Below are 18,803 nucleotides of genomic sequence, written 5' to 3' on the forward strand. Positions count from 1 at the left end.
CGTACAGGCGGGAGGCCTGCGGGGGAGCGACGGGCCACGGTGTGCTTACACCGGGGAGTCATCGTTCGCTGCCGGTTCGTCGAACTCGCTGCTGAGCTCGATCTCCTCGCCCTCGCTGATGACGGCTAGCGACTTGACGTAGATCGGCATCAGCGGTCCTTCCTGGATGATCTCGACCAGCTGCTCCTTGGCCAGCGTCAGCAGGCCGAGGAAGGTCACGACCACGCCGAGCTTTCCTTCCTCGGCGGTGAACAGCGACTCGAAGCGATGGAAGGCGCCGCCTTTCATCCGCTCCAGCAGCTCGCCCATGCGCTGGCGCACGCTCAGCGCGTCGCGCTTGATCGCGTGCTGGGTGAACAGCTCGGCGCGCTTGAGCACGTCGTGCAGCGCCAGCAGCATTTCCTTCAGCTCCACCGGAGGCGGCAGGCGTACGGCGGCCCGGTCCGGGACGAAGGCCTGCACCGGGGCGGTGTCGCGCTCCTGGCGGGGCAGGGAATCGATGTCCTCGGCCGCCTTCTTGAAGCGCTCGTACTCCTGCAGGCGGCGGACCAGGTCGGCGCGCGGGTCGTCCTCCTCGCCTTCCTCGTTGGCCGAGCGCGGCAGCAGCATGCGCGACTTGATCTCGGCCAGCATCGCGGCCATGACCAGGTAGTCGGCGGCCAGCTCGAAGCGCATCTCGTGCATGGCCTGGATGTAATCGACGTACTGGCGGGTGATGTCCGCCACCGGGATGTCGAGGATGTCCAGGTTCTGCCGGCGGATCAGGTACAGCAGCAGGTCGAGCGGTCCCTCGAATGCTTCGAGGATCACCTCGAGGGCATCCGGCGGGATGTACAGGTCCTGCGGGATCTGCAGCACGGGCTGTCCGTGCACCATCGCAAGCGGCATTTCCTGCTGCTGCGGGTGCGTGGAGGCCTGGGTGGGGCCGGGCACGTTCTGCGGATCGTTCGCGTCGGCTGCGCGTTCTTCGGTCATTCGGGGGCGGCCCCTCCGGGCCGTCGGCACTGCTATCGCTACGGTGCTGGCGGCCTGGGACGGTCGCCATCGGGTGTAACGGACTGCTTGAAAGTCGACTGCTTGAAGTCGGTGCTGAGCCCGAACGGCTGAGGGCCTGCGCGTCACGCGGAAGGGCGTGGCGTCGGGGCGATCACGGTTGCGGGCGCGGGCCGCGGAGTGCAGCGACGCACCATTCAGGTGCGTGCGTGGCGACGGTGTGGGGGGCCTGTCGCGACGGGCCGCTGCGTCCGGCCTCGTGCAATTGAAGGCTAGGTTACGGCCTCGCCATGGCGGTGTCCAGCGGCACCGGGAACATCGCTGGCTACAATTCATCAGGCACTTGGAGCAGGAGAAGCGGCACTCATGTGGTACGTGATCGAGGGATACGACGGTGAAGGCGTGCTGGCGCGCCGGCTGCAGGCCCGGCCGGAGCATCTGGCGCGGTTGACCGCGCTGCGCGACCAGGGGCGGCTGCTGCTGGCGGGGCCGTGCCCGGCGATCGATGCCGAGGATCCGGGCCCGGCGGGCTTCAGCGGCAGCGTGGTCATCGCCGAGTTCGAGTCACTGGAGGCGGCGCGCGCCTGGGCCGATGCCGACCCCTACGTGGCGGCCGGGGTCTATGCGAGGGTCGAAGTGCGGCCATTCCGCAAGGTGCTGCCGTGAACCGTGCTGCCGAGAGCACGGGCCCGCTGCCGCGCGAGCAGCGGGAAGCGGCGATCCGCCGCGTGCTGGAGGCGGCCCTGGCGCCGCAGTCGCTCCAGGTCGAGGACGAGAGCCATCTGCACGCCGGCCATGCCGGCGCCGCGGACGGGCGCGGCCATTTCCGGGTCGACATCATCAGTCCGGCGTTCGTGGGAATGAACGCGATCGCCCGCCATCGTGCCGTCTACGCCGCGGTCGGCGATCTGATGACGACCGACATCCATGCCTTGGCGATCCGTGCCCGGACTCCGGACGAGGCCGGTTGAGGCCGGACCGGACCGCATGGCGCATGTCGCGGCGCAGCATGCGCGTGCTCTGAAAAACACCGGTTTCAGGGCTTTTCAGCGGTATCGCGGCGCTCTCTAACGATCGCTTTACACTTCGGCTTGTAAACGTTTACATTCGGCCCGCTTCCACCGCGGAGGGCGGGCAGGACGTGGCGAACGTAACGATCAAGGATGTGGCTCGCGTGGCCCAGGTCTCGGTGGCCACCGTCTCCCGTGCGCTCAACGGCCATGGCAACGTGGCCGAGGAGGTCCGCAACCGCGTGTTCGCGGCCGCCCGTGAGCTGCGCTACACCCCCCACGCAGCCGCCCGCAGCCTCAGCAGCCGCCGCACCCAGACACTGGGCGTGGTCCTGCCCGACCTGCATGGCGAGTTCTTCTCGGAACTGATGCGCGGCATCGACCAGGCCGCCCGCGAGCACGGCCTGCATCTGCTGGTCTCCAGCTACCACGGCGACCCGGAAGAGCAGGGTGCGGCCCTGCGTGCGATGCGAGGACGCGTCGACGGCCTGCTGGTGATGTCGCCCTACATGGAAGCGCCGGCGGTCCTCGACGACAGCCTGCCGATGGTGCTGATCAACTCGCAGTGCCAGGGCGAAAGCGTGGCCGCGCTCGGCGTGGACAACTACGGCGGTGCGTTCGCGATGGTCGAGCATCTGGTGATGTGCGGACATCGCCGCATCGCCTTCATTGCCGGGCCGGCTGGCAACTTCGACGCGCACGAGCGCCTGCGCGGCTACCGCGAGGCGTTGAAGCGCTTCGCTCCCGATGCGGAGTCCTGGGTCGTGCCCGGCGATTTCGACGAGGCCTCGGGGCACCGCGCCGGCTTGGCGCTGCTCGATGCAGCACAGCGCCCGGACGCGGTGTTCGCCGCCAACGACATGATGGCGCTGGGTTGCCTCTTCGCGTTCGCCCACGCAGGCGTGCAGGTGCCGGAAGACGTCGCCCTGGCCGGTTTCGACGACATCCCGATGGCGCGCTACGTGCGCCCGAGCCTGAGCACCGTGCGCGTCAATATTTCCGAACTGGGGGCACGCGCCGCGCGGATGCTGATCGCGCGCCTTGCGGAAGGTGTGGTCGTGGCACCGCAACCGCAGGCACTGACGCCGGAGCTCATCGTCCGCGAGTCGAGCGCGTCACGGCGGCGCGCAGACGCATGATCGAAGTTTCATAAGCAATCCAACAACAAGAAACGGTTCCATTTCTTTGGGAGGGGTGAAACATGAAATCCAATCGGTATTCCGCGCATCCCCATCGCCGGCCGTCGCGCACGCTGCTCGCCTGCGCGCTGGCCAGCTGCCTGGTCGTCGCCGCGCCTGCCGCGCTCGCGCAGAGCACCGGCGCGACGATCCGCGGCCAGGTGACGGTCGATTCCGTCCCGGCCACCGACGCGCAGGTGACAGCGACCAACGTCGCTACCGGCCTGACCCGCCGGGTGCAGGCGTCCGGTGACGGCAGCTACAACGTCGGCGGCCTGCCGCCCGGCGACTATCGCATCGACGTCACAGCGGGCGGCAGGACCAATTCGCAGGTGGTGACACTGAAGGTCGGCCAGACTGCCACGCTGAACCTCTCCACGGGCGGCGTTGCCGAAACGGCGGCGCCTGGCGCGGCCACGACAATGGAGGCGGTGACGGTCACGGCGGCGCCGGTGTTCGAAACCAAGACGCCGGAGGTGGCCACCTACATCTCGCAGGTGCAGATCGAATCGCTGCCGCAGGCGTCGCGCAACTTCCTGGCGTTTGCCGACATCGTTCCGGGCATGATCTTCGACCGCCGCGGCAACAGCACCACGCAGCTGCGCAGCGGCGCGCAGAGTTCCAACGGCATCAACGTCTTCATCGATGGCGTGGGCCAGAAGAACTACGTGCTCAAGGGTGGCGTGAGCGGCCAGGACCAGAGCAAGGGCAACCCGTTCCCGCAGCTGGCGATCGGCGAATACAAGGTCATCACCTCCAACTACAAGGCGGAGTACGACCAGATCAGCAGCGCGGCGGTAACGGCCGTGACCAAGTCGGGCACCAACGACTTCCATGGCGACTTCTTCTGGGACAAGACCGGCATTCCCGAATGGCGCACGCCGACGCCCGCGGAAGAGCGTGCGGGCACGAAGAGCCCGTCGGGCGAAACCCAGTACGGCGCTGCGTTTGGCGGCCCGATCCTGCGCGACAGGCTGTTCTTCTTCGTCACCTATGAATCCAAGGAGTTCGAGACGCCGGACACGATCGCGCCGGGTCCGCTTCCGGCCGGCATCTCCTTGACGCCTGAACTCCTGGCATTGACCGGTCCGACCTCCGAGCCGTTCAACGAGGACCTGTGGTTCGGCAAGCTGACCTGGCAGGTCAACGACAACAACCTGGTCGAGCTCAGCGCCAAGGATCGCAAGGAAGACGAGATCACCGACCTCGGCGGCCTCAACACCGACAGCTACGGCAAAACCAACATCAACGAAAGCACGCGCCTGGACCTGCGCTACCAATGGAGCAACACCAACTGGCTCAATGACATGCACGTCACGCACGAGGACGAGAAGTTCAATCCTCGCGCAATAACGCTGGCACCGGGCTTCATCATCCAGGACAACCAGCGTCGTACCGTGCTGAATGTTGGCGGCGGCCAGGACTTCCAGGACAAGGGCCAGGAGGGCTGGGGCTTCCAGGATGACCTGACTTTCACAGGTATCGACGGCCACACCCTGAAGGGCGGCTTCAAGTACAAGTCGGTCGAAATCAACGCGTTCGAACAGCAGCCGTTCAACGCGCAGTACTCGATCAACTACCCGGCCAACGTCATCCTGATGGGCAATACCGCGCTGGCGAACTTCCAGCCCTTCGAGGTGCGCTTCGGCGCACCGCTCCCGGGCACGGGTGATCGCAACATCACCTCGAAGAACAAGCAGTATGGCATCTACTTCCAGGACGACTGGGAGGTCAACGACAAGCTGATCATCAACCTCGGCCTGCGCTACGACTACGAGAAGACGCCGAGCTACGAGGACTTCGTGACGCCGGCCAATCTGGTCGCCGCGCTGCGCGGCTGGAGCAACATCCACCAGCCGGGCGTGGACTACGACATCGAGGACTACATCAGCACCGGCGGCAACCGCGATGCTTTCAAGGACGCCTGGCAGCCGCGCGTGGGCTTCTCCTACGACCTGTTCGCCGACCAGCGCCACGTGATCTTCGGCGGCGCCGGCCGCGCCTACGACCGCAACCTGTTCGATTACCTGGCGCTGGAGCAGTCCAAGAGCACGTTCCCGTCGTACTCGTTGCTGTTCAATACGCCGGGTAATCCGTGCACCGTCGACAACGTGCGCTGCTTCAACTGGGATCCGCGCTTCCTCGACCAGGAACAGCTGTACGCGCTGGTGGCCGCGAACCCCAATCGCGGCTCCGAGGTCAACCTGATGAACAATGACCTCAAGGTGCCGTACTCCGACCAGTTCAGCCTCGGTATGCGCAATGCCATCAAGCTGGGCAATGTCGACTGGAACACCTCGGCGACCATCGTCCGCATCGAGAGCCACGACGGCATCATCTTCTCGCTGGGCAACCGCTACCCCGACGGCACGTTCTACGGGCCTGGCCGCACCTTCGGCGGCGCGCCGTTCGGTAACGGCATTCCGGGCTTCGGCACGCTGATCAAGGCCGACAACGGCGTCGAGACCAAGCTCAACCAGCTGCTGCTGTGGGCAGAAAAGCCGCTCACGGCGGAATCGCCCTGGGGCGTGACGCTGGCCTACACCTTCAGCGACGGCGAGGAGAATCGCGCCAACGCCGCCAATACCGACGAGCACTACGTGTTCGACTATCCGAACCTGGACGACCATCCGTGGGTCGCCTCGGTCGGCATACCGAAGCACCGCTTCGTCGGCACCGGCATCTACGAGCGCTGGGGCTTCAACTTCTCCACCAAGGTGCTCTGGAGCAGTCCGATCGCGAAGGACATTCTGGATTGCACGGAGCCGACTCCGGCAGGACTGGACAACTGCGCCTTCGGAACCATCGATTCGGCGTACTTCGACGATGCCGATTTCTTCCAGTGGGACATCGCCGTGCAGAAGTCCTTCGACACCGGTGCCGGGATCAAGTACATGATCCGCGGCGACGTGTTCAACGTCACGGACGCGCGCAACTGGAGCGGCTTCAACAACTTCCGGGGCGTCGATGGCGTCATCGATGCCAATTACGGCAAGCACAACGATGAGATAACGCTACCGACACGCTCGTTCAAGCTGTCGTTTGGCATTTCCTGGTAATGCATCGCTTCCCCGGCCGCGTGGTGCGGCCGGGGGGATGCGACAACGGATATTTCAAGAAGACGTAGTGATGCTGGATAAGTTCCATCGCAACTGGATGCTGGTCCCGCTGGTGGCGGCGCTGGTCGTGGCCGGGGGCTGCCGCAAGTCCGAGCCGGCATCCACGCCCATTCCGATCGAGACCGCGCCGCCGGTTCAGGTCGAGCCGCTCAAGGAAACGCGGCCCGAGCTGCCGCCGCTGTTCCGCGACATCGAGAAGCGCACCTTCCAGTTCTTCTGGGACACCACCAACGAGCAGAACGGACTGACGCCGGACCGCTATCCGTCGCGGCCGTTTGCGAGCATCGCTTCGGTCGGATTTGCGTTGACGGCGTACCCCATCGGCGTGGAGAGGGGATGGGTAAACCGCACGCAGGCGGTCGACCGCACGCTGCTGACGCTGGAGTTCCTGAAAAAGCTGCCGAAGGGGCCTCAGCGCACCGGCAAGGGTGGCTATCACGGCTTCTATTACCACTTCCTCGACATGCAGACCGGCCAGCGCTTCCAGAGCTGGGTGGAGCTGTCGAGCGTGGACACCGCGCTGCTGATGATGGGCGTGCTGTTCGCGCAGTCGTACTACGACAAGGAAGACCCGCGCGAGAAGAAGATCCGCGCGCTGGCCGACGAGTTGTATCGCGGCGTCGAGTGGACCTGGCTGCAGAAGAACAAGCCTCTGATCTCGATGGGCTGGTTCCCCGAGAGCGGCGTGATCAAGCACGACTGGGTCGGCTACAACGAAGCAATGATGCTGTACATACTGGCGATGGGATCGCCGACCCATGCGGTCGGGCCCGAGGCCTGGGAGGCATGGAGCCGCAGCTATGCCGACAGCTGGGGCAAGTTCGAGGACGAGGAATACCTGTCGTTCGGTCCGCTGTTTGGTCATCAATACAGCCATGTGTGGATCGACTTCCGCGGCATACAGGATGACTTCATGCGGGAGCGCGGCATCGACTACTTCGAGAACAGCCGCCGCGCCGCCTATGCGCACCGCGCCTATGCGATCGCCAACCCGCTGCGCTGGAAGGGCTATGGCGAGAACGTCTGGGGCCTGACCGCCAGCGACGGTCCGCAGCACACGCTGCAGGAGTACCAGGGCGAGAAGCGCCAGTTCCGCCACTACTCCGCCCGTGGCGCAGGCATTCGCGACACTTTCGACGACGGCACCATCGCGCCGACGGCAGCGGTCGCGTCACTGCCGTTCGCGCCGGAGATCGTAATCCCGGCGACGGTGCAGATGCACCAGCGCTATGGCGAGTTCCTGTATTCCAGCTACGGCTTCCTCGACTCGTTCAACCCGAGCTTCGAGTACGACGTTCCGCTCAAGACCGGACGCCTGGTGCCCGGCGAGGGCTGGGTGGCGAGCGACTACATCGGCATCGACCAAGGGCCGATCCTGGCAATGATCGCGAACTACCGGAGCGAGTTCGTCTGGAACGTGATGAAGCGCAATCCGTATATCCGCGCCGGGCTGGAGAAGGCGGGATTCCGTGGTGGCTGGCTCGAACCTCAGCCAGAGTCCGGATCGGCCGGCGTGAAGACCGAGCCATTGCCAGCCGAACCTGAGGCCGCGGCCGGCAAGCAGACCAATGGCAAGAAAGAACCGAAAGCCAGGGAGCCGGCCAAGGCGGAGCAGGCGCGTTGATCGTCGCGACGCCAGCCGTCAAGGCGTGGCGAAGCCGGCTCGGCCTCGTGCTGTTGCTCGCCCTTCTGGCACTGCTCGGCGGTTGCGGGCATCGGGATGACGGCCGCGAGGTCGTGCGTTTCTGGGCGATGGGTTACGAGGGTGAAGTCGTCGCCCAGCTGATCCCCGAGTTCGAGCGGCGCAACCCCGGCATCCGTGTCGAACTGCAGCAACTGCCCATCACGGCCGCCCACGAGAAGCTGTTGACCGCGTTCGCTGGCGACGCGCTGCCGGACGTATGCGCGATCGGCAATACCTGGGTCTCCGAGTTCGCGCTGCTCGATGCGCTCCAGCCGCTCGATGCCAGCATCGCCGCCACGCCCTCGCTGCAGGCCAGCGACTATTTTCCGGGCGCCTGGGACACCGGCGTCATCGGCGACACGACCTACGCGGTGCCGTGGTACGTGGAAACCCGATTGCCGTTCTACCGCCGCGACATCGCCGAACGCGCCGGAGTCAAGGCGCCGCCACAGACCTGGGCCGAATGGAAGCGCGCGCTCGAGGCGATCAAGCGCGAGGTGGGGCCGGACCGCTACGCCATCCTGCTGCCGCTCAACGAGCATGAGCCGCTGCTCAACCTGGGCATCCAGTCGTCGGAGCCGCTGCTTCGCGACGACGGCCGCTACGGCAACTTCCGCAGCGCGGGCTTCAAGCGCGCGCTGGCGTTCTACCGCGACATGTTCGACGAGCAGCTTGCCCCGGTCGCCACGAACCGCCAGATCGCCAACGTGTGGGATGAGTTCGGCCGCGGCTACTTCAGCTACTACATCAACGGCCCCTGGAACATCGCCGAGTTCCGCAAGCGTTTGCCGCCAGACCTGGCCGGCGACTGGATGACGATGGCGTTGCCAGGCGAGAACGGCCCGGGCGCGTCGGTCGCAGGCGGTGCCAGTTTCGTGGTGTTCAAGCAGGCCCGGCGTCCCGAAGCAGCGTGGAAACTGGTGGCGTTCCTGTCGGATTCCGCGATGCAGGTGCGCTTCCACGCGATGACCGGCAACCTGCCGTCGCGGCGCAGTGCCTGGCAGGCGCCGGCGCTGGCAGGCGATCCCTACGCGCGAGCCTTCCGCGACCAGCTCGAGCGCGTGCGGGCGGTCCCGAAGGTGCCCGAATGGGAGCGCATCGCCAACGAGATCAAGCTGGTTGGCGAAGAACTCGCCAATCGCCGGCTGAGCGTGGACGAAGCCGCCGTCGAGCTGGATCGCCGTGCCGACGCGATCCTCGAGAAGCGGCGCTGGATGTTGGATCATCACACCCTCGGAACGGCGCCGTGATCCGCGCTTCGACCGCCGGTTGGATGTTCGCCGCACCTGCACTGGTGGTGATCGCGCTGTTCTTCGGGTTGCCGGTGCTGGCCGCGTTCGCGCTCAGCCTGACCGATTTCGACATCTACGCGCTCGCCGATCTCGGCAACCTGCGCTTCGTCGGTTTGCACAACTACTCGCAACTGTTGCAGAACCCGCTGTTCTGGAAGGCGCTAGGTAACACGCTGTATTTCGTTGCGGTGGGTGTGCCGCTGTCGATCGCGATGTCGCTGGGTGCAGCACTGCTGCTGCATTCGAAGCTCGCCCGCTTCAAGCCATTCTTCCGCACTGCCTATTTCGCGCCGGTGGTGACGACGGTGGTCGCGGTGGCGGTGATCTGGAAATACCTGTTCCACACCCGCTACGGCCTGGTGAACTGGGCGCTGTCGTTCCTCGGAGTGGATCCCATCGACTGGCTTGGCGACCCGCACTGGGCGATGCCGATGATCATCCTGTTCGCGGTGTGGAAGAACTTCGGCTACAACATGATCATCCTCCTCGCCGGGCTGCAGTCGATCCCCGAGGATCTGTACGAAGCCGCGCGCATCGATGGCGCGACGCCGGCGCGGCAGTTCTGGCACGTGACGCTGCCCATGCTGGGCCCGGTGCTCCTGCTGGTCGGCATCCTGACGATGGCCGGTTATTTCCAGCTGTTTGCCGAGCCGTACGTGATCACGCTGGGCGGGCCGCTGCAGAGCACGGTGAGCGTGCTCTACCTGATGTACGAGGAAGGCTTCAAATGGTGGAACCTGGGCAACGCCTCGGCCGTCGCGTTCCTGCTGTTCGTGCTGATGACCGCGACCACCAGCGGCCTGATGTGGTTCGCCCGCCGCAAGGGCGTGGAGTGACGCCATGAGTCCACGTCTCGCGAAGGCCATCGTTCATGGATTGCTTGCCGGCCTGGCGCTGCTGAGTCTGGCGCCGCTGTTGTGGATGCTGTCGGTGAGTTTCATGCAGCCGGGCGAGGCCAGTCATTTCCCGCCGACGCTGCTGCCGGCGGAGCCGACGCTGCACAACTACCACGAGCTGTTCGCCCGGGTCGGCATGGGGCGATACCTCTTCAACAGTTTCCTGATCGCGCTGCTGACGACGCTGATCGCGCTGCTGCTAAACACGATGGCGGGCTACGCATTCGCCAAGCTGCGTTTTGCAGGCCGTGAGCGGGTGTTCCAGGTCCTGCTGGCGGTACTCGTGATCCCGGCGCAGGTCACGATGATGCCGCTGTTCCTGATGCTGAAGCAGTTGGGACTGGTCAACAGCTACGCCGGAGCCATCGTGCCGGGCATGGCCGGCGTGTTCGGCATCTTCCTGGTCCGCCAATACGCGCGCTCGATTCCGGACGAACTGCTCGAGGCGGCTCGCATCGACGGGGCCGGCGAGCTGCGGATCTTCTTCCAGATCGTGCTGCCGGTGCTCAAGCCGATCCTGGTGACCCTGGCCATCTTCGTGTTCCTGGCCTCGTGGAACGACTTCATGTGGCCGCTCATCGTGCTGAGCGACAGCCAGCTGCACACGCTGCCCGTGGCGCTGGCAACGTTGTCCCGCGAGCACGTGCAGGACAACGAGCTGATGATGGCCGGCTCGGTGGTGACCGTGCTGCCGGTGCTGTTCCTGTTCCTCGTACTGCAGCGCTACTACCTGCAAGGCCTGTTGCTGGGCAGCGTGAAGGGTTAGGCATGCTGGGAATGCTTCTGCGGGCTTTGGGTCTCCTCCTTGCCTTGTCCGGTGCCCAGGCCTGGGCGTCCGACGGACGACGGCTCGACGACTTCGAACGCCCGGGCGCTTGGAGTGTCGTCACGTCCGACCAGGTACTCGGCAAGCTGCGGATGGCCGACGGTCATCAGGGCAAAGCACTGTGCCTGGACTACGACTTCAAGGGCGTGTCGGGTTACGCGGGACTGCAGCGCGAACTGCCGCAGGATTATCCCGACAACTATGCGTTCTCGTTCCGCTTGCGGGGCGAGTCGCCGGCCAACGACCTGCAGTTCAAGCTCGTCGACGACAGCGGCGACAACGTCTGGTGGGTCAACAAGACGGGCGTCGTCTTTCCCTCCGCCTGGACCGAGGTGGTCTACAAGAAGCGGCACATCACCAGGGCCTGGGGGCCTTCGCCGGATCCGGTGCTCCGGCACAGTCGCCGGGTCGAGTTCACGATCTACAACCGCGCCGGTGGCAAGGGTTCGGTGTGTTTCGACGAGCTGTCGCTGCGCCCGTTGCCACCGGAGGATCATTCGCCACTGACCGGGTCGGCCACGGCAACGGCGGACCAGCCGGGCAATCCCGCTGCGAGCGCGCTCGATGGAAACGCCGGGAGTGCGTGGCGTGCGCCGGTTTCTGCGATGCCGCAATGGCAGCTGGATCTGCAGCGCCAGCGCGAGTTTGGAGGTGTCGTGCTGCGCTGGCTGCCCGGCATGGCGGCGACTTCCTATCGCATCGATCTGTCCAACGATGGACGAAGCTGGTGGCCCGCGCGTGAAGTGAGCGGGGCCGACGGCGGCAACGATTACATCGCGCTGCCAGAGAGCGAGGCGCGCCATTTGCGACTGGTGGTGGCCAAGGGCGAGGGCGGCGTCATCGGCTTGTCCGAGTTCGCCGTGCAGCCGCTGCCGTTCGCCGCGACACCCAACGACTTCTTCAAAGCGGTCGCGGCTGAAGCGCCGCGCGGCCGCTTCCCGCGTGCCTTCAGCGGCGAGCAGCCGTACTGGACCATCGTCGGCGTCGACGGCGGACGGGAGCAGGGGCTGATCGGCGAGGATGGTGCGATCGAGCTGGGCAAGGGCGCGCCGAGCGTGGAGCCGTTCGTCTACAGCGACGGCAAGCTGGTGACCTGGGCCGGCGTGAAGTCGGCGCAGTCGCTGCAGGACGGTTACCTTCCGATTCCCAGCGTGGACTGGACCCATCCGGACTTCAAACTGCGCATCACGGCGTTCGTTGCTGGCGAGCCGGGGAGCTCGCAACTGGTGGCGCGCTACCGGCTGGCCAATACCGGCCGAGTGCCGCGCAAATTCTCGCTTGCACTGGCGGTTCAGCCGTTCCAGGTGAACCCGCCCAGCCAGTTCCTCAACACGATCGGTGGCGTCAGCCCGATCCATCGCCTGCAACTGGTCGACTCGCGGGTGCTGATCGACGGCAAGCAGCGGGTGTTCGCGGATCACGCCGAAAGCGCGCTGGCGACCACGTTCGACCAGGGCATGGTGTCCTCGCGCCTGGCCAGTGGCGACTTCTTCGTTTCAGGGGAGGCGCCGCAGCCCGCGTCGGTAGACGACCCCGTCGCGGCAGCGTCGGGTGCTTTGCTGTATCCGCTGATGCTCGCCGCGGGCGAAAGCCGCGAGATCAGTTGGGTGGCTCCGCTGGAGGGCGAGTTCGAGCCCCAACCCGGTTTCGATGCGGCGGCCGCGCAACAGCAGGTCGCGGCGCTGTGGCGCGACAAGCTCGACCGTGTGCGGCTGCGTGTTCCGGCGCAGGGACAGAAGGTGGTCGACACGCTGCGCACCGGGCTGGCGCACATGCTGATCAGCCGGATTGGACCGCGACTGCAGCCCGGTACGCGGTCGTACTCACGCGCGTGGATTCGCGACGGCGCGATGATCGGTGAAGGGCTGCTGCGCATGGGGCGCGAGGACGTCGCGGAGGAGTTCCTGCGCTGGTATGCGCCGTACCAGTTCGACAACGGCAAAGTACCCTGCTGCGTGGACGACCGGGGCAGCGATCCGGTGCCGGAGAATGACAGCCACTGCGAGCTGGTCTTCACCATCGCCGAGGTTTACCGCTACACGCGCGACCGCGCCTTGCTGGAGTCCATGTGGCCGCACGTGCAGGGCGCCGTGAAATACATGGACCAGTTGCGCCTGAGTGAGCGCACCGAAGCCAACCGCGCACGGGATCCTGCCTTCTACGGAATGATGCCGGCCTCGATCAGTCACGAAGGCTATTCGGCGAAGCCGATGCATTCGTACTGGGACAACTTCTGGGCGTTGCGCGGCTACAAGGACGCGGTCGAGATTGCGCAGTGGCTCGGCAAGAGCGACGAGGCTGCGCGTTACGCCGCGTCCCGGGACCAGTTCCGAGCCGATCTGTATGCCTCGCTCGACGCGGCGACGAAACGTCATGGCATCGACTACCTGCCGGGCGCGGCGGAACTGGGCGATTTCGACGCGACGTCGTCGACGATCGCGCTGGCGCCGGGCGGCGAGCAGGCGAAACTGCCGCAGGACCTCCTGCACAACACCTTCGAGCGCTACTGGCGCGAGTTCGTCGCACGCCGTGACGGCACGCGGGAGTGGAAGGACTATACGCCATACGAGCTGCGTACCATCGGCAGCTTCGTCCGCCTCGGGTGGCGCGAACAGGCGCATGACGCGCTTGCATTCTTCTTCGCGGACCAGCAGCCACGAGCTTGGAATCAGTGGGCCGAAGTGGTCTCACGCACGCCACGCAAGCCTTTTTTCGTCGGTGACCTGCCGCATGCCTGGGTGGAGTCGGACTATGTGCGGTCCGCGCTGGACCTGTTCGCGTACACACGCGACGACGACCAGGCACTGGTGGTCGCCGCTGGGCTGCCGCCGGCATGGCTGGATGGAGAAGGGGTTTCCGTCGAGGGTCTGCGCACGCCGTACGGTGCGCTCGGCTATTCCATCCGGCGCACCGGCAACGGCCTGCAACTCGCGCTGTCGCCGGGCCTGCAAATGCCGCCGGGCGGCGTCGTGCTGCGTTGGCCGTACCCGCAGCCGCCAGGCCGTACATCGATCAACGGCAAGGACGCGAAGTGGAACAACGGCGAACTGCTGATCCGCGCGGTGCCAGCCCGGGTGACGGTGACGGAGCGTTGATCGATCGCTCGAAGCTACGGGCACCAGTGGATCTGCAAGGGCGGTTCGCCGCCTCCGCCTAGCGCGGCCAGGACTGGCCAACGTGACACGTCGCCATCGGCCAGTGCGCGCTCCAGCACAGCACGCTTGCCAGCGCCCTGGATCAGCAGCAGCTTCGCATGGGCTCCGGACAGTCCGGCAGGCGTCAGCGTGATGCGCCGGAGCCATTGCCGGGCGCCGGGGCAACCCGTGGCGTCGACAGCGGCGTACGCCTGGCGGCTGGCGAGCGCGCGCTCGAGGTCGATCGAGCCGGGGAACATCGATGCCGTGTGTCCGTCCTCTCCCATGCCGAGCACGGCGGCCGCGGCCGGTTGCTGTGCATGCGCATTGGCTCTGGCAACCACATCCTCGATGCGGAGGCCTGGCTGTGTCATCACTTCGAAGCGCGCGGCCTTGGCGTAGTGGTGCAGCAGGCTGGCGTTGACCAGGTAAGCGTTGCTGTCGGGATCGTCCGGAAGCAGCCAGCGCTCATCGACCAGAGCCACGTCGACGCGCGACCAGTCCAGTGGCGCCTGGGCCAGTGCCCGATAGACAGGCGCTGGAGTCGTACCGCCCGACAGCAACAGGCGCGCACGCGGACGGTCGCTCAGGTCACGGCGGAGCTCTGCGGCGATGGCCACGGCGCTCGCCCAGATCCACTCGTCCGTTCCCGAGTGCACATGCAGCGCATAAGCGCTGCCAGACCCGATCGGATTGTGCGCTGTGCCGTCGACCATGGTCCGGATCTTCGCATGGAGGCGTGCAGGCTCCGTGTGTAGCGGCGACTCAAGGCCCGGCTGTTCAAGGCATTGGCTGCGCCATCGCCGCGGCGCCGAGCAGTCCGGGTTGCGGATGCACGACCGCCAATGCCGGTACGCGCGCCATCACCGGAGCGAAGCGGCCCTTGTACTCGAAGCGCTGTCGGAATCCCGAGTGGGCGAGGGTCGGCAGCAACTTCGGTACCAGCCCGCCGGCGAGGAACACGGCATCCCACGCGCCCAGCGTGAGCACGAGGTCGCCGGCGGCGGCACCGAACACCGCGCAGAACACGTCGATCGTGCGCAGGCTGCGCGCATCGCCTTCGCGGGCGCGAGCCGTGATGTCCTCCGGTTTCAGCGGCCCCGGGTCTTCGCCGGCGATCGCGCTGAGCGCGCGGTACAGGTTGACCAGGCCCATGCCGCTGACCAGGCGCTCGTTCGACACGCGTCCGAACTCGGCCGACAGTTGCTTGAGGATCTCGATCTCCTCCGGCGTGTTCGGCGCGAAGCTGACGTGGCCGCCTTCGGTCTGCAGCGGGTAGTAGCGTCCGTCGCGTCGCAGCAGGCCGCCGACGCCCAGCCCCGTGCCGGCGCCGATGATCGCGTAGGTCTTGTCGCCGCCATCGCGTGACCACGCCGCGCCGCCGATCGGCACCACGTCGTTGGGGCCATACAGCGAGGCCGCCATGGCCTGGGCGGCGAAATCGTTGACCAGCTTCAACGACTGCAGGCCGAGCGCCTCGCCGGTGCGCTGCGCCGAGATCACCCAGGCGTGGTTGGTGATGCGCGCCTCGTCGCCATCGACCCGCCCGGCGACCGCGAAAACGCCGGTGCGAGGGCTCGCACCGGTTCCGTCGAGGTAGTGCTGCGCGGCATGCGCCAGGGACGGGAAGTCCGCGACCGCGAACTCACGCACGCTGTCCATCAGCAAAGGCGCGTGCGCATCGATGCGGGCCAGCGCGAAGCGGGCATTGGTGCCGCCGATATCGGCAAGCAGGACATCAGCGGAGGCGGGCACGGGAGCGCTCAAAAGTCACCACGTTTCGTTTCACAGGGCGGCCTGGCCGCGGTCGCGGGCAGGGTACTGCCGAATGCGGCGCCGGGGGGCGCAAACGTCGATGAATACGAAACCAATGGGGCGCGCTTCGGCATGCCGCTGGGATGGGCCGGAAGAGATCCGCTGTCGACGAGGAAGCAGCGGATCCCGTCCGGCAGAACTCTAGGGCAGCGGATCGGCCAGCTTTCGCCCGTGCGTGCGGATGACCTCCGAGTACCAGCGCGCACTGTCCTTGGGCGTACGCTCCTGGGTGACGTAGTTGACGTGCACCATGCCGAATCGCTTGGAATAACCGAGCGACCACTCCAGGTTGTCCAGAAGCGACCACAGCATGTAACCGCGGATGTCGACGCCGGCGCGGATCGCATCGTGGATCGCGCCCAGGTGCTTGCGCAGGTAGTCCATGCGCAGCGGATCGCGCACGCGGCGGTTTCCGTTCTCGTCGACGGAGGCGGCCGGCGGGTCGAAGAAGGCCGCGCCATTCTCGGTGATGTAGACCGGAAGATCGCCGTAGGTCTGCTTGAACCACAGCAGCAGGTCGGTGAGACCCTGCGGGAACACCTCCCAGCCGGTCTCGGTGTAGGTGCCCAGCGGTTGCTTCACCACGCCGGTGTTGAGCGGGTAGCTGGTGGCGGCCTTGGTCACGCTGCGCGTGTAGTAGTTGATGCCGACGAAATCGAGCGGCTGCTTGATCAGCTCGTAGTCTTCGGCCGGCCATTCCGGCCAGGCTTCGCCGAAGATTTCCTTGAGTTCCGGCGGGTAGTGGCCGAGCAGGGCGGGATGCAGGTACTGCTCGTTCATGTAGGCATGCGCGCGGCGCACGGCGGCCGCATCCTCGGCCGAATCGCTGGCCGGATACTTCGGCTCGATGTTCACGACCAGGCCGATCTCGTGCTTGCCGATCTCGCGGTAGGCCTTTACCGCGGCGCCGTGGGCGCGCATCAGGTGATGGGAGGCGATCGGTGCTTCGAAGCGGCTGCGATGCCCCGGCGCCAGTGCGCCGTGCAGGTAGCCGCCGTCGGTGACCACCCACGGTTCGTTGAGCGTGACCCACTTCTTCACGCGGCCGTCGAGCGCGCGGTACAGCACGCGGCCATAGTCGGCGAACCAGTCCGCGATGTCGGGATTGAGCCATCCGCCGCGGTCGTCGAGGGCTGCCGGCAGGTCCCAGTGATACAGCGTGAGCAGCGGCTCGATGTCGTTGGCGAGCAGTTCGTCGACGAGGCGCGAGTAGAAGTCCAGGCCCTTCTGGTTCACGCGACCCTTGCCCTCGGGCAGGATGCGCGACCACGACACGCTGAAGCGGTAGGCCTGCAGGCCCAGTTCGCGCATCAGCTTCACGTCGCCCTTCCAGCGGTTGTAGTGGTCGCACGCGACGTCGCCGGTGTCGCCGTTGAGCATCATCCCGGGCGTGTGGGCGAAACGGGTCCAGATGCTCGGACCGGCGCCGTCCGCCAACGGCGAACCTTCGATCTGGTGAGCGGCGGTGGCCGCGCCCCACAGGAATCCTTCTGGAAAGACGGGGGCGTCGCTCATCGTCGGGTCTCCGGAATGGCCCGCGGTGGGCCATAGGCAATGTAAACGGTTACATGGCAGGATAGCGGACGTCGGCGACAATTGCATCGCTGCCGGCGCTCACCGGATGCCAGGCTCTCTGGGGAACTCATGGCGAAGCTCACGCTGGATCGTCTGCGCAAGGTCTATCCCAACGGCTACGTCGGCGTGGACGACGCGAGTTTCGAGATCCGCGACGGCGAGCTGCTGGTCCTGGTCGGACCCTCCGGTTGCGGCAAGTCGACGCTGCTGCGGATGATCGCGGGCCTGGAAGCGATCAGCGGCGGCGAACTGCGCATCGGCGAGCGCGTGGTGAACGATGTGGCGCCGAAGGATCGCGACATCGCGATGGTGTTCCAGAGCTATGCGCTCTATCCGCACATGAGCGTCGCCGAGAACCTCGGTTTTGCCCTCAAACTGCGCGGCCTGGGCAGGGCCGAGATCGATACTCGGGTGCGCGAGGCGGCGCGGATGCTGGAGCTGGAATCGCTGCTGGAGCGCAAGCCGGCGGCGCTGTCCGGCGGCCAGCGCCAGCGCGTCGCGCTGGGCCGGGCGCTGGTGCGTCAGCCGCAGGTCTTCCTGCTCGACGAGCCGCTGTCGAACCTGGACGCCAAGCTGCGTGCCAGCACGCGGGTGGAGATCTCGCGCCTGCATCGCCAGCTCGGCACGACCATGGTCTACGTCACCCACGACCAGATCGAGGCGATGACGCTGGGCCAGCGCATCGTCGTGCTCAACGCCGGGCGCATCCAGCAGATCGATACGCCGATGGCGCTGTACGACCGCCCGGCCAACCTGTTTGTCGCCACGTTCCTCGGCAGCCCGAAGATGAACCTGCTGTCGGGCGAGGTGGTGGAGCGCGGCGGCGCACTCGCGTTGCGGGTCGGCGAAGGCGTGGACCTGCCACTGCGCCCCGATGGCGTCCTGCGCGAGCGGGTGCAGGGCTACGTGGGGCGCCAGCTGACGGTCGGGCTGCGGCCAGAGGACCTGCGTCTTTCCGAAGCCGGTCCGGCGACACTCCCGGCGCGGGTGGAGGGGGTCGAGCCGGTGGGCAACGAGGCCTTCCTGGACCTGGCCTGCGGAGGCGGCGATCTGGTGGTGCGCCTGCCGCCACGCGATCTCCCGCGTATCGGCGATACCGTGCACCTCGGACATGACCCAGGGCGCATGCATTACTTCGATCCTGCCAGTGAGTCGAGGCTGGACGCGGTCGAGTCCCGGCAGGTGGGAGGCGTGAACACGGGGGGCGCTGGCACGGCCCATGCCGTGCCGTGAGACAGGCGCGGGACGGCCGCGGAAGGCCCCGCTATACTCGCGTGAAGA

Annotated in this window: 14 protein-coding genes; 10 read left to right on the forward strand and 4 right to left on the reverse strand. The window is 66.5% G+C overall.

Annotated features, from left to right (window positions below; all coding sequences use genetic code 11):
- Nucleotides 1-45 precede the first annotated feature (45 nt).
- Nucleotides 46-975 (reverse strand): segregation and condensation protein A, encoded by a 930-nt coding sequence (locus tag IU514_RS10735; protein WP_194931100.1) that lies wholly within the window; start codon nucleotides 973-975, stop codon nucleotides 46-48.
- Between the two features lie 384 nt (nucleotides 976-1,359).
- Between IU514_RS10735 and IU514_RS10740 the strand changes: the two genes are divergently transcribed.
- From IU514_RS10740 to IU514_RS10780, 9 genes are all read left to right on the forward strand, one after another.
- A complete protein-coding gene (locus tag IU514_RS10740; protein WP_194931101.1) occupies nucleotides 1,360-1,659 on the forward strand; it encodes a YciI family protein in 300 nt (99 codons plus the stop codon).
- A complete protein-coding gene (locus tag IU514_RS10745; protein WP_324187816.1) occupies nucleotides 1,656-1,964 on the forward strand; it encodes a BolA family protein in 309 nt (102 codons plus the stop codon). The genes IU514_RS10740 and IU514_RS10745 overlap by 4 nt, the downstream gene beginning before the upstream one ends.
- A gap of 170 nt (nucleotides 1,965-2,134) precedes the next feature.
- Nucleotides 2,135-3,142, forward strand: coding sequence for a LacI family DNA-binding transcriptional regulator (locus IU514_RS10750; protein WP_324187817.1), 1,008 nt, complete (start codon nucleotides 2,135-2,137; stop codon nucleotides 3,140-3,142).
- A gap of 62 nt (nucleotides 3,143-3,204) precedes the next feature.
- Nucleotides 3,205-6,240 (forward strand): TonB-dependent receptor, encoded by a 3,036-nt coding sequence (locus IU514_RS10755; RefSeq protein ID WP_194931102.1) that lies wholly within the window; start codon nucleotides 3,205-3,207, stop codon nucleotides 6,238-6,240.
- Between the two features lie 70 nt (nucleotides 6,241-6,310).
- Nucleotides 6,311-7,924 (forward strand): glucoamylase family protein, encoded by a 1,614-nt coding sequence (locus IU514_RS10760; RefSeq protein ID WP_194931103.1) that lies wholly within the window; start codon nucleotides 6,311-6,313, stop codon nucleotides 7,922-7,924.
- A complete protein-coding gene (locus tag IU514_RS10765) occupies nucleotides 7,924-9,234 on the forward strand; it encodes a sugar ABC transporter substrate-binding protein (protein WP_386761302.1) in 1,311 nt (436 codons plus the stop codon). Before IU514_RS10760 ends, IU514_RS10765 begins: the two co-directional genes overlap by 1 nt.
- A 23-nt stretch (nucleotides 9,235-9,257) precedes the next feature.
- Nucleotides 9,258-10,112 carry a carbohydrate ABC transporter permease gene (locus IU514_RS10770; RefSeq protein WP_194931172.1) on the forward strand — a complete coding sequence of 285 codons (855 nt, stop codon included), beginning with the start codon at nucleotides 9,258-9,260 and terminating at the stop codon, nucleotides 10,110-10,112.
- Between the two features lie 4 nt (nucleotides 10,113-10,116).
- Nucleotides 10,117-10,938, forward strand: coding sequence for a carbohydrate ABC transporter permease (locus IU514_RS10775; RefSeq protein ID WP_194931104.1), 822 nt, complete (start codon nucleotides 10,117-10,119; stop codon nucleotides 10,936-10,938).
- A 2-nt stretch (nucleotides 10,939-10,940) separates the two neighbouring features.
- Nucleotides 10,941-14,093, forward strand: a complete 3,153-nt coding sequence (locus IU514_RS10780) for a discoidin domain-containing protein (protein WP_194931105.1) — start codon at nucleotides 10,941-10,943, stop codon at nucleotides 14,091-14,093.
- A 14-nt stretch (nucleotides 14,094-14,107) separates the two neighbouring features.
- Here IU514_RS10780 and pgl read toward each other — a convergent pair whose 3' ends face one another.
- The 3 genes from pgl to IU514_RS10795 all read right to left on the reverse strand — a co-directional run bounded on the left by pgl (nucleotide 14,108) and on the right by IU514_RS10795 (nucleotide 17,462).
- Nucleotides 14,108-14,848 carry a 6-phosphogluconolactonase gene (gene pgl / locus IU514_RS10785; RefSeq protein WP_194931106.1) on the reverse strand — a complete coding sequence of 247 codons (741 nt, stop codon included), beginning with the start codon at nucleotides 14,846-14,848 and terminating at the stop codon, nucleotides 14,108-14,110.
- A gap of 64 nt (nucleotides 14,849-14,912) precedes the next feature.
- On the reverse strand, nucleotides 14,913-15,899 hold the full coding sequence (gene glk, locus IU514_RS10790) for a glucokinase (RefSeq protein ID WP_194931107.1): 987 nt from the start codon (nucleotides 15,897-15,899) through the stop codon (nucleotides 14,913-14,915).
- A gap of 189 nt (nucleotides 15,900-16,088) precedes the next feature.
- Nucleotides 16,089-17,462 (reverse strand): GH1 family beta-glucosidase, encoded by a 1,374-nt coding sequence (locus IU514_RS10795; protein WP_194931108.1) that lies wholly within the window; start codon nucleotides 17,460-17,462, stop codon nucleotides 16,089-16,091.
- A gap of 129 nt (nucleotides 17,463-17,591) precedes the next feature.
- Between IU514_RS10795 and IU514_RS10800 the strand changes: the two genes are divergently transcribed.
- Nucleotides 17,592-18,755 (forward strand): ABC transporter ATP-binding protein, encoded by a 1,164-nt coding sequence (locus tag IU514_RS10800; protein WP_194931109.1) that lies wholly within the window; start codon nucleotides 17,592-17,594, stop codon nucleotides 18,753-18,755.
- Nucleotides 18,756-18,803 lie beyond the last annotated feature (48 nt).

Source organism: Lysobacter niastensis (genome assembly GCF_015453285.1).
In the GTDB taxonomy this organism is placed as follows: Bacteria; Pseudomonadota; Gammaproteobacteria; order Xanthomonadales; family Xanthomonadaceae; genus Lysobacter_J; species Lysobacter_J niastensis.

Coding starts and splice junctions, on each gene's coding strand:
- IU514_RS10770 (WP_194931172.1), top strand. CDS start 9,258: ATGTTCGCCGCACCTGCACTGGTGGTGATCGCGCTGTTCTTCGGGTTG.
- IU514_RS10755 (WP_194931102.1), top strand. CDS start 3,205: ATGAAATCCAATCGGTATTCCGCGCATCCCCATCGCCGGCCGTCGCGC.
- IU514_RS10800 (WP_194931109.1), top strand. CDS start 17,592: ATGGCGAAGCTCACGCTGGATCGTCTGCGCAAGGTCTATCCCAACGGC.
- IU514_RS10775 (WP_194931104.1), top strand. CDS start 10,117: ATGAGTCCACGTCTCGCGAAGGCCATCGTTCATGGATTGCTTGCCGGC.
- pgl (WP_194931106.1), bottom strand. CDS start 14,848: ATGGTCGACGGCACAGCGCACAATCCGATCGGGTCTGGCAGCGCTTAT.
- IU514_RS10795 (WP_194931108.1), bottom strand. CDS start 17,462: ATGAGCGACGCCCCCGTCTTTCCAGAAGGATTCCTGTGGGGCGCGGCC.
- IU514_RS10760 (WP_194931103.1), top strand. CDS start 6,311: ATGCTGGATAAGTTCCATCGCAACTGGATGCTGGTCCCGCTGGTGGCG.
- IU514_RS10735 (WP_194931100.1), bottom strand. CDS start 975: ATGACCGAAGAACGCGCAGCCGACGCGAACGATCCGCAGAACGTGCCC.
- IU514_RS10780 (WP_194931105.1), top strand. CDS start 10,941: ATGCTGGGAATGCTTCTGCGGGCTTTGGGTCTCCTCCTTGCCTTGTCC.
- IU514_RS10740 (WP_194931101.1), top strand. CDS start 1,360: ATGTGGTACGTGATCGAGGGATACGACGGTGAAGGCGTGCTGGCGCGC.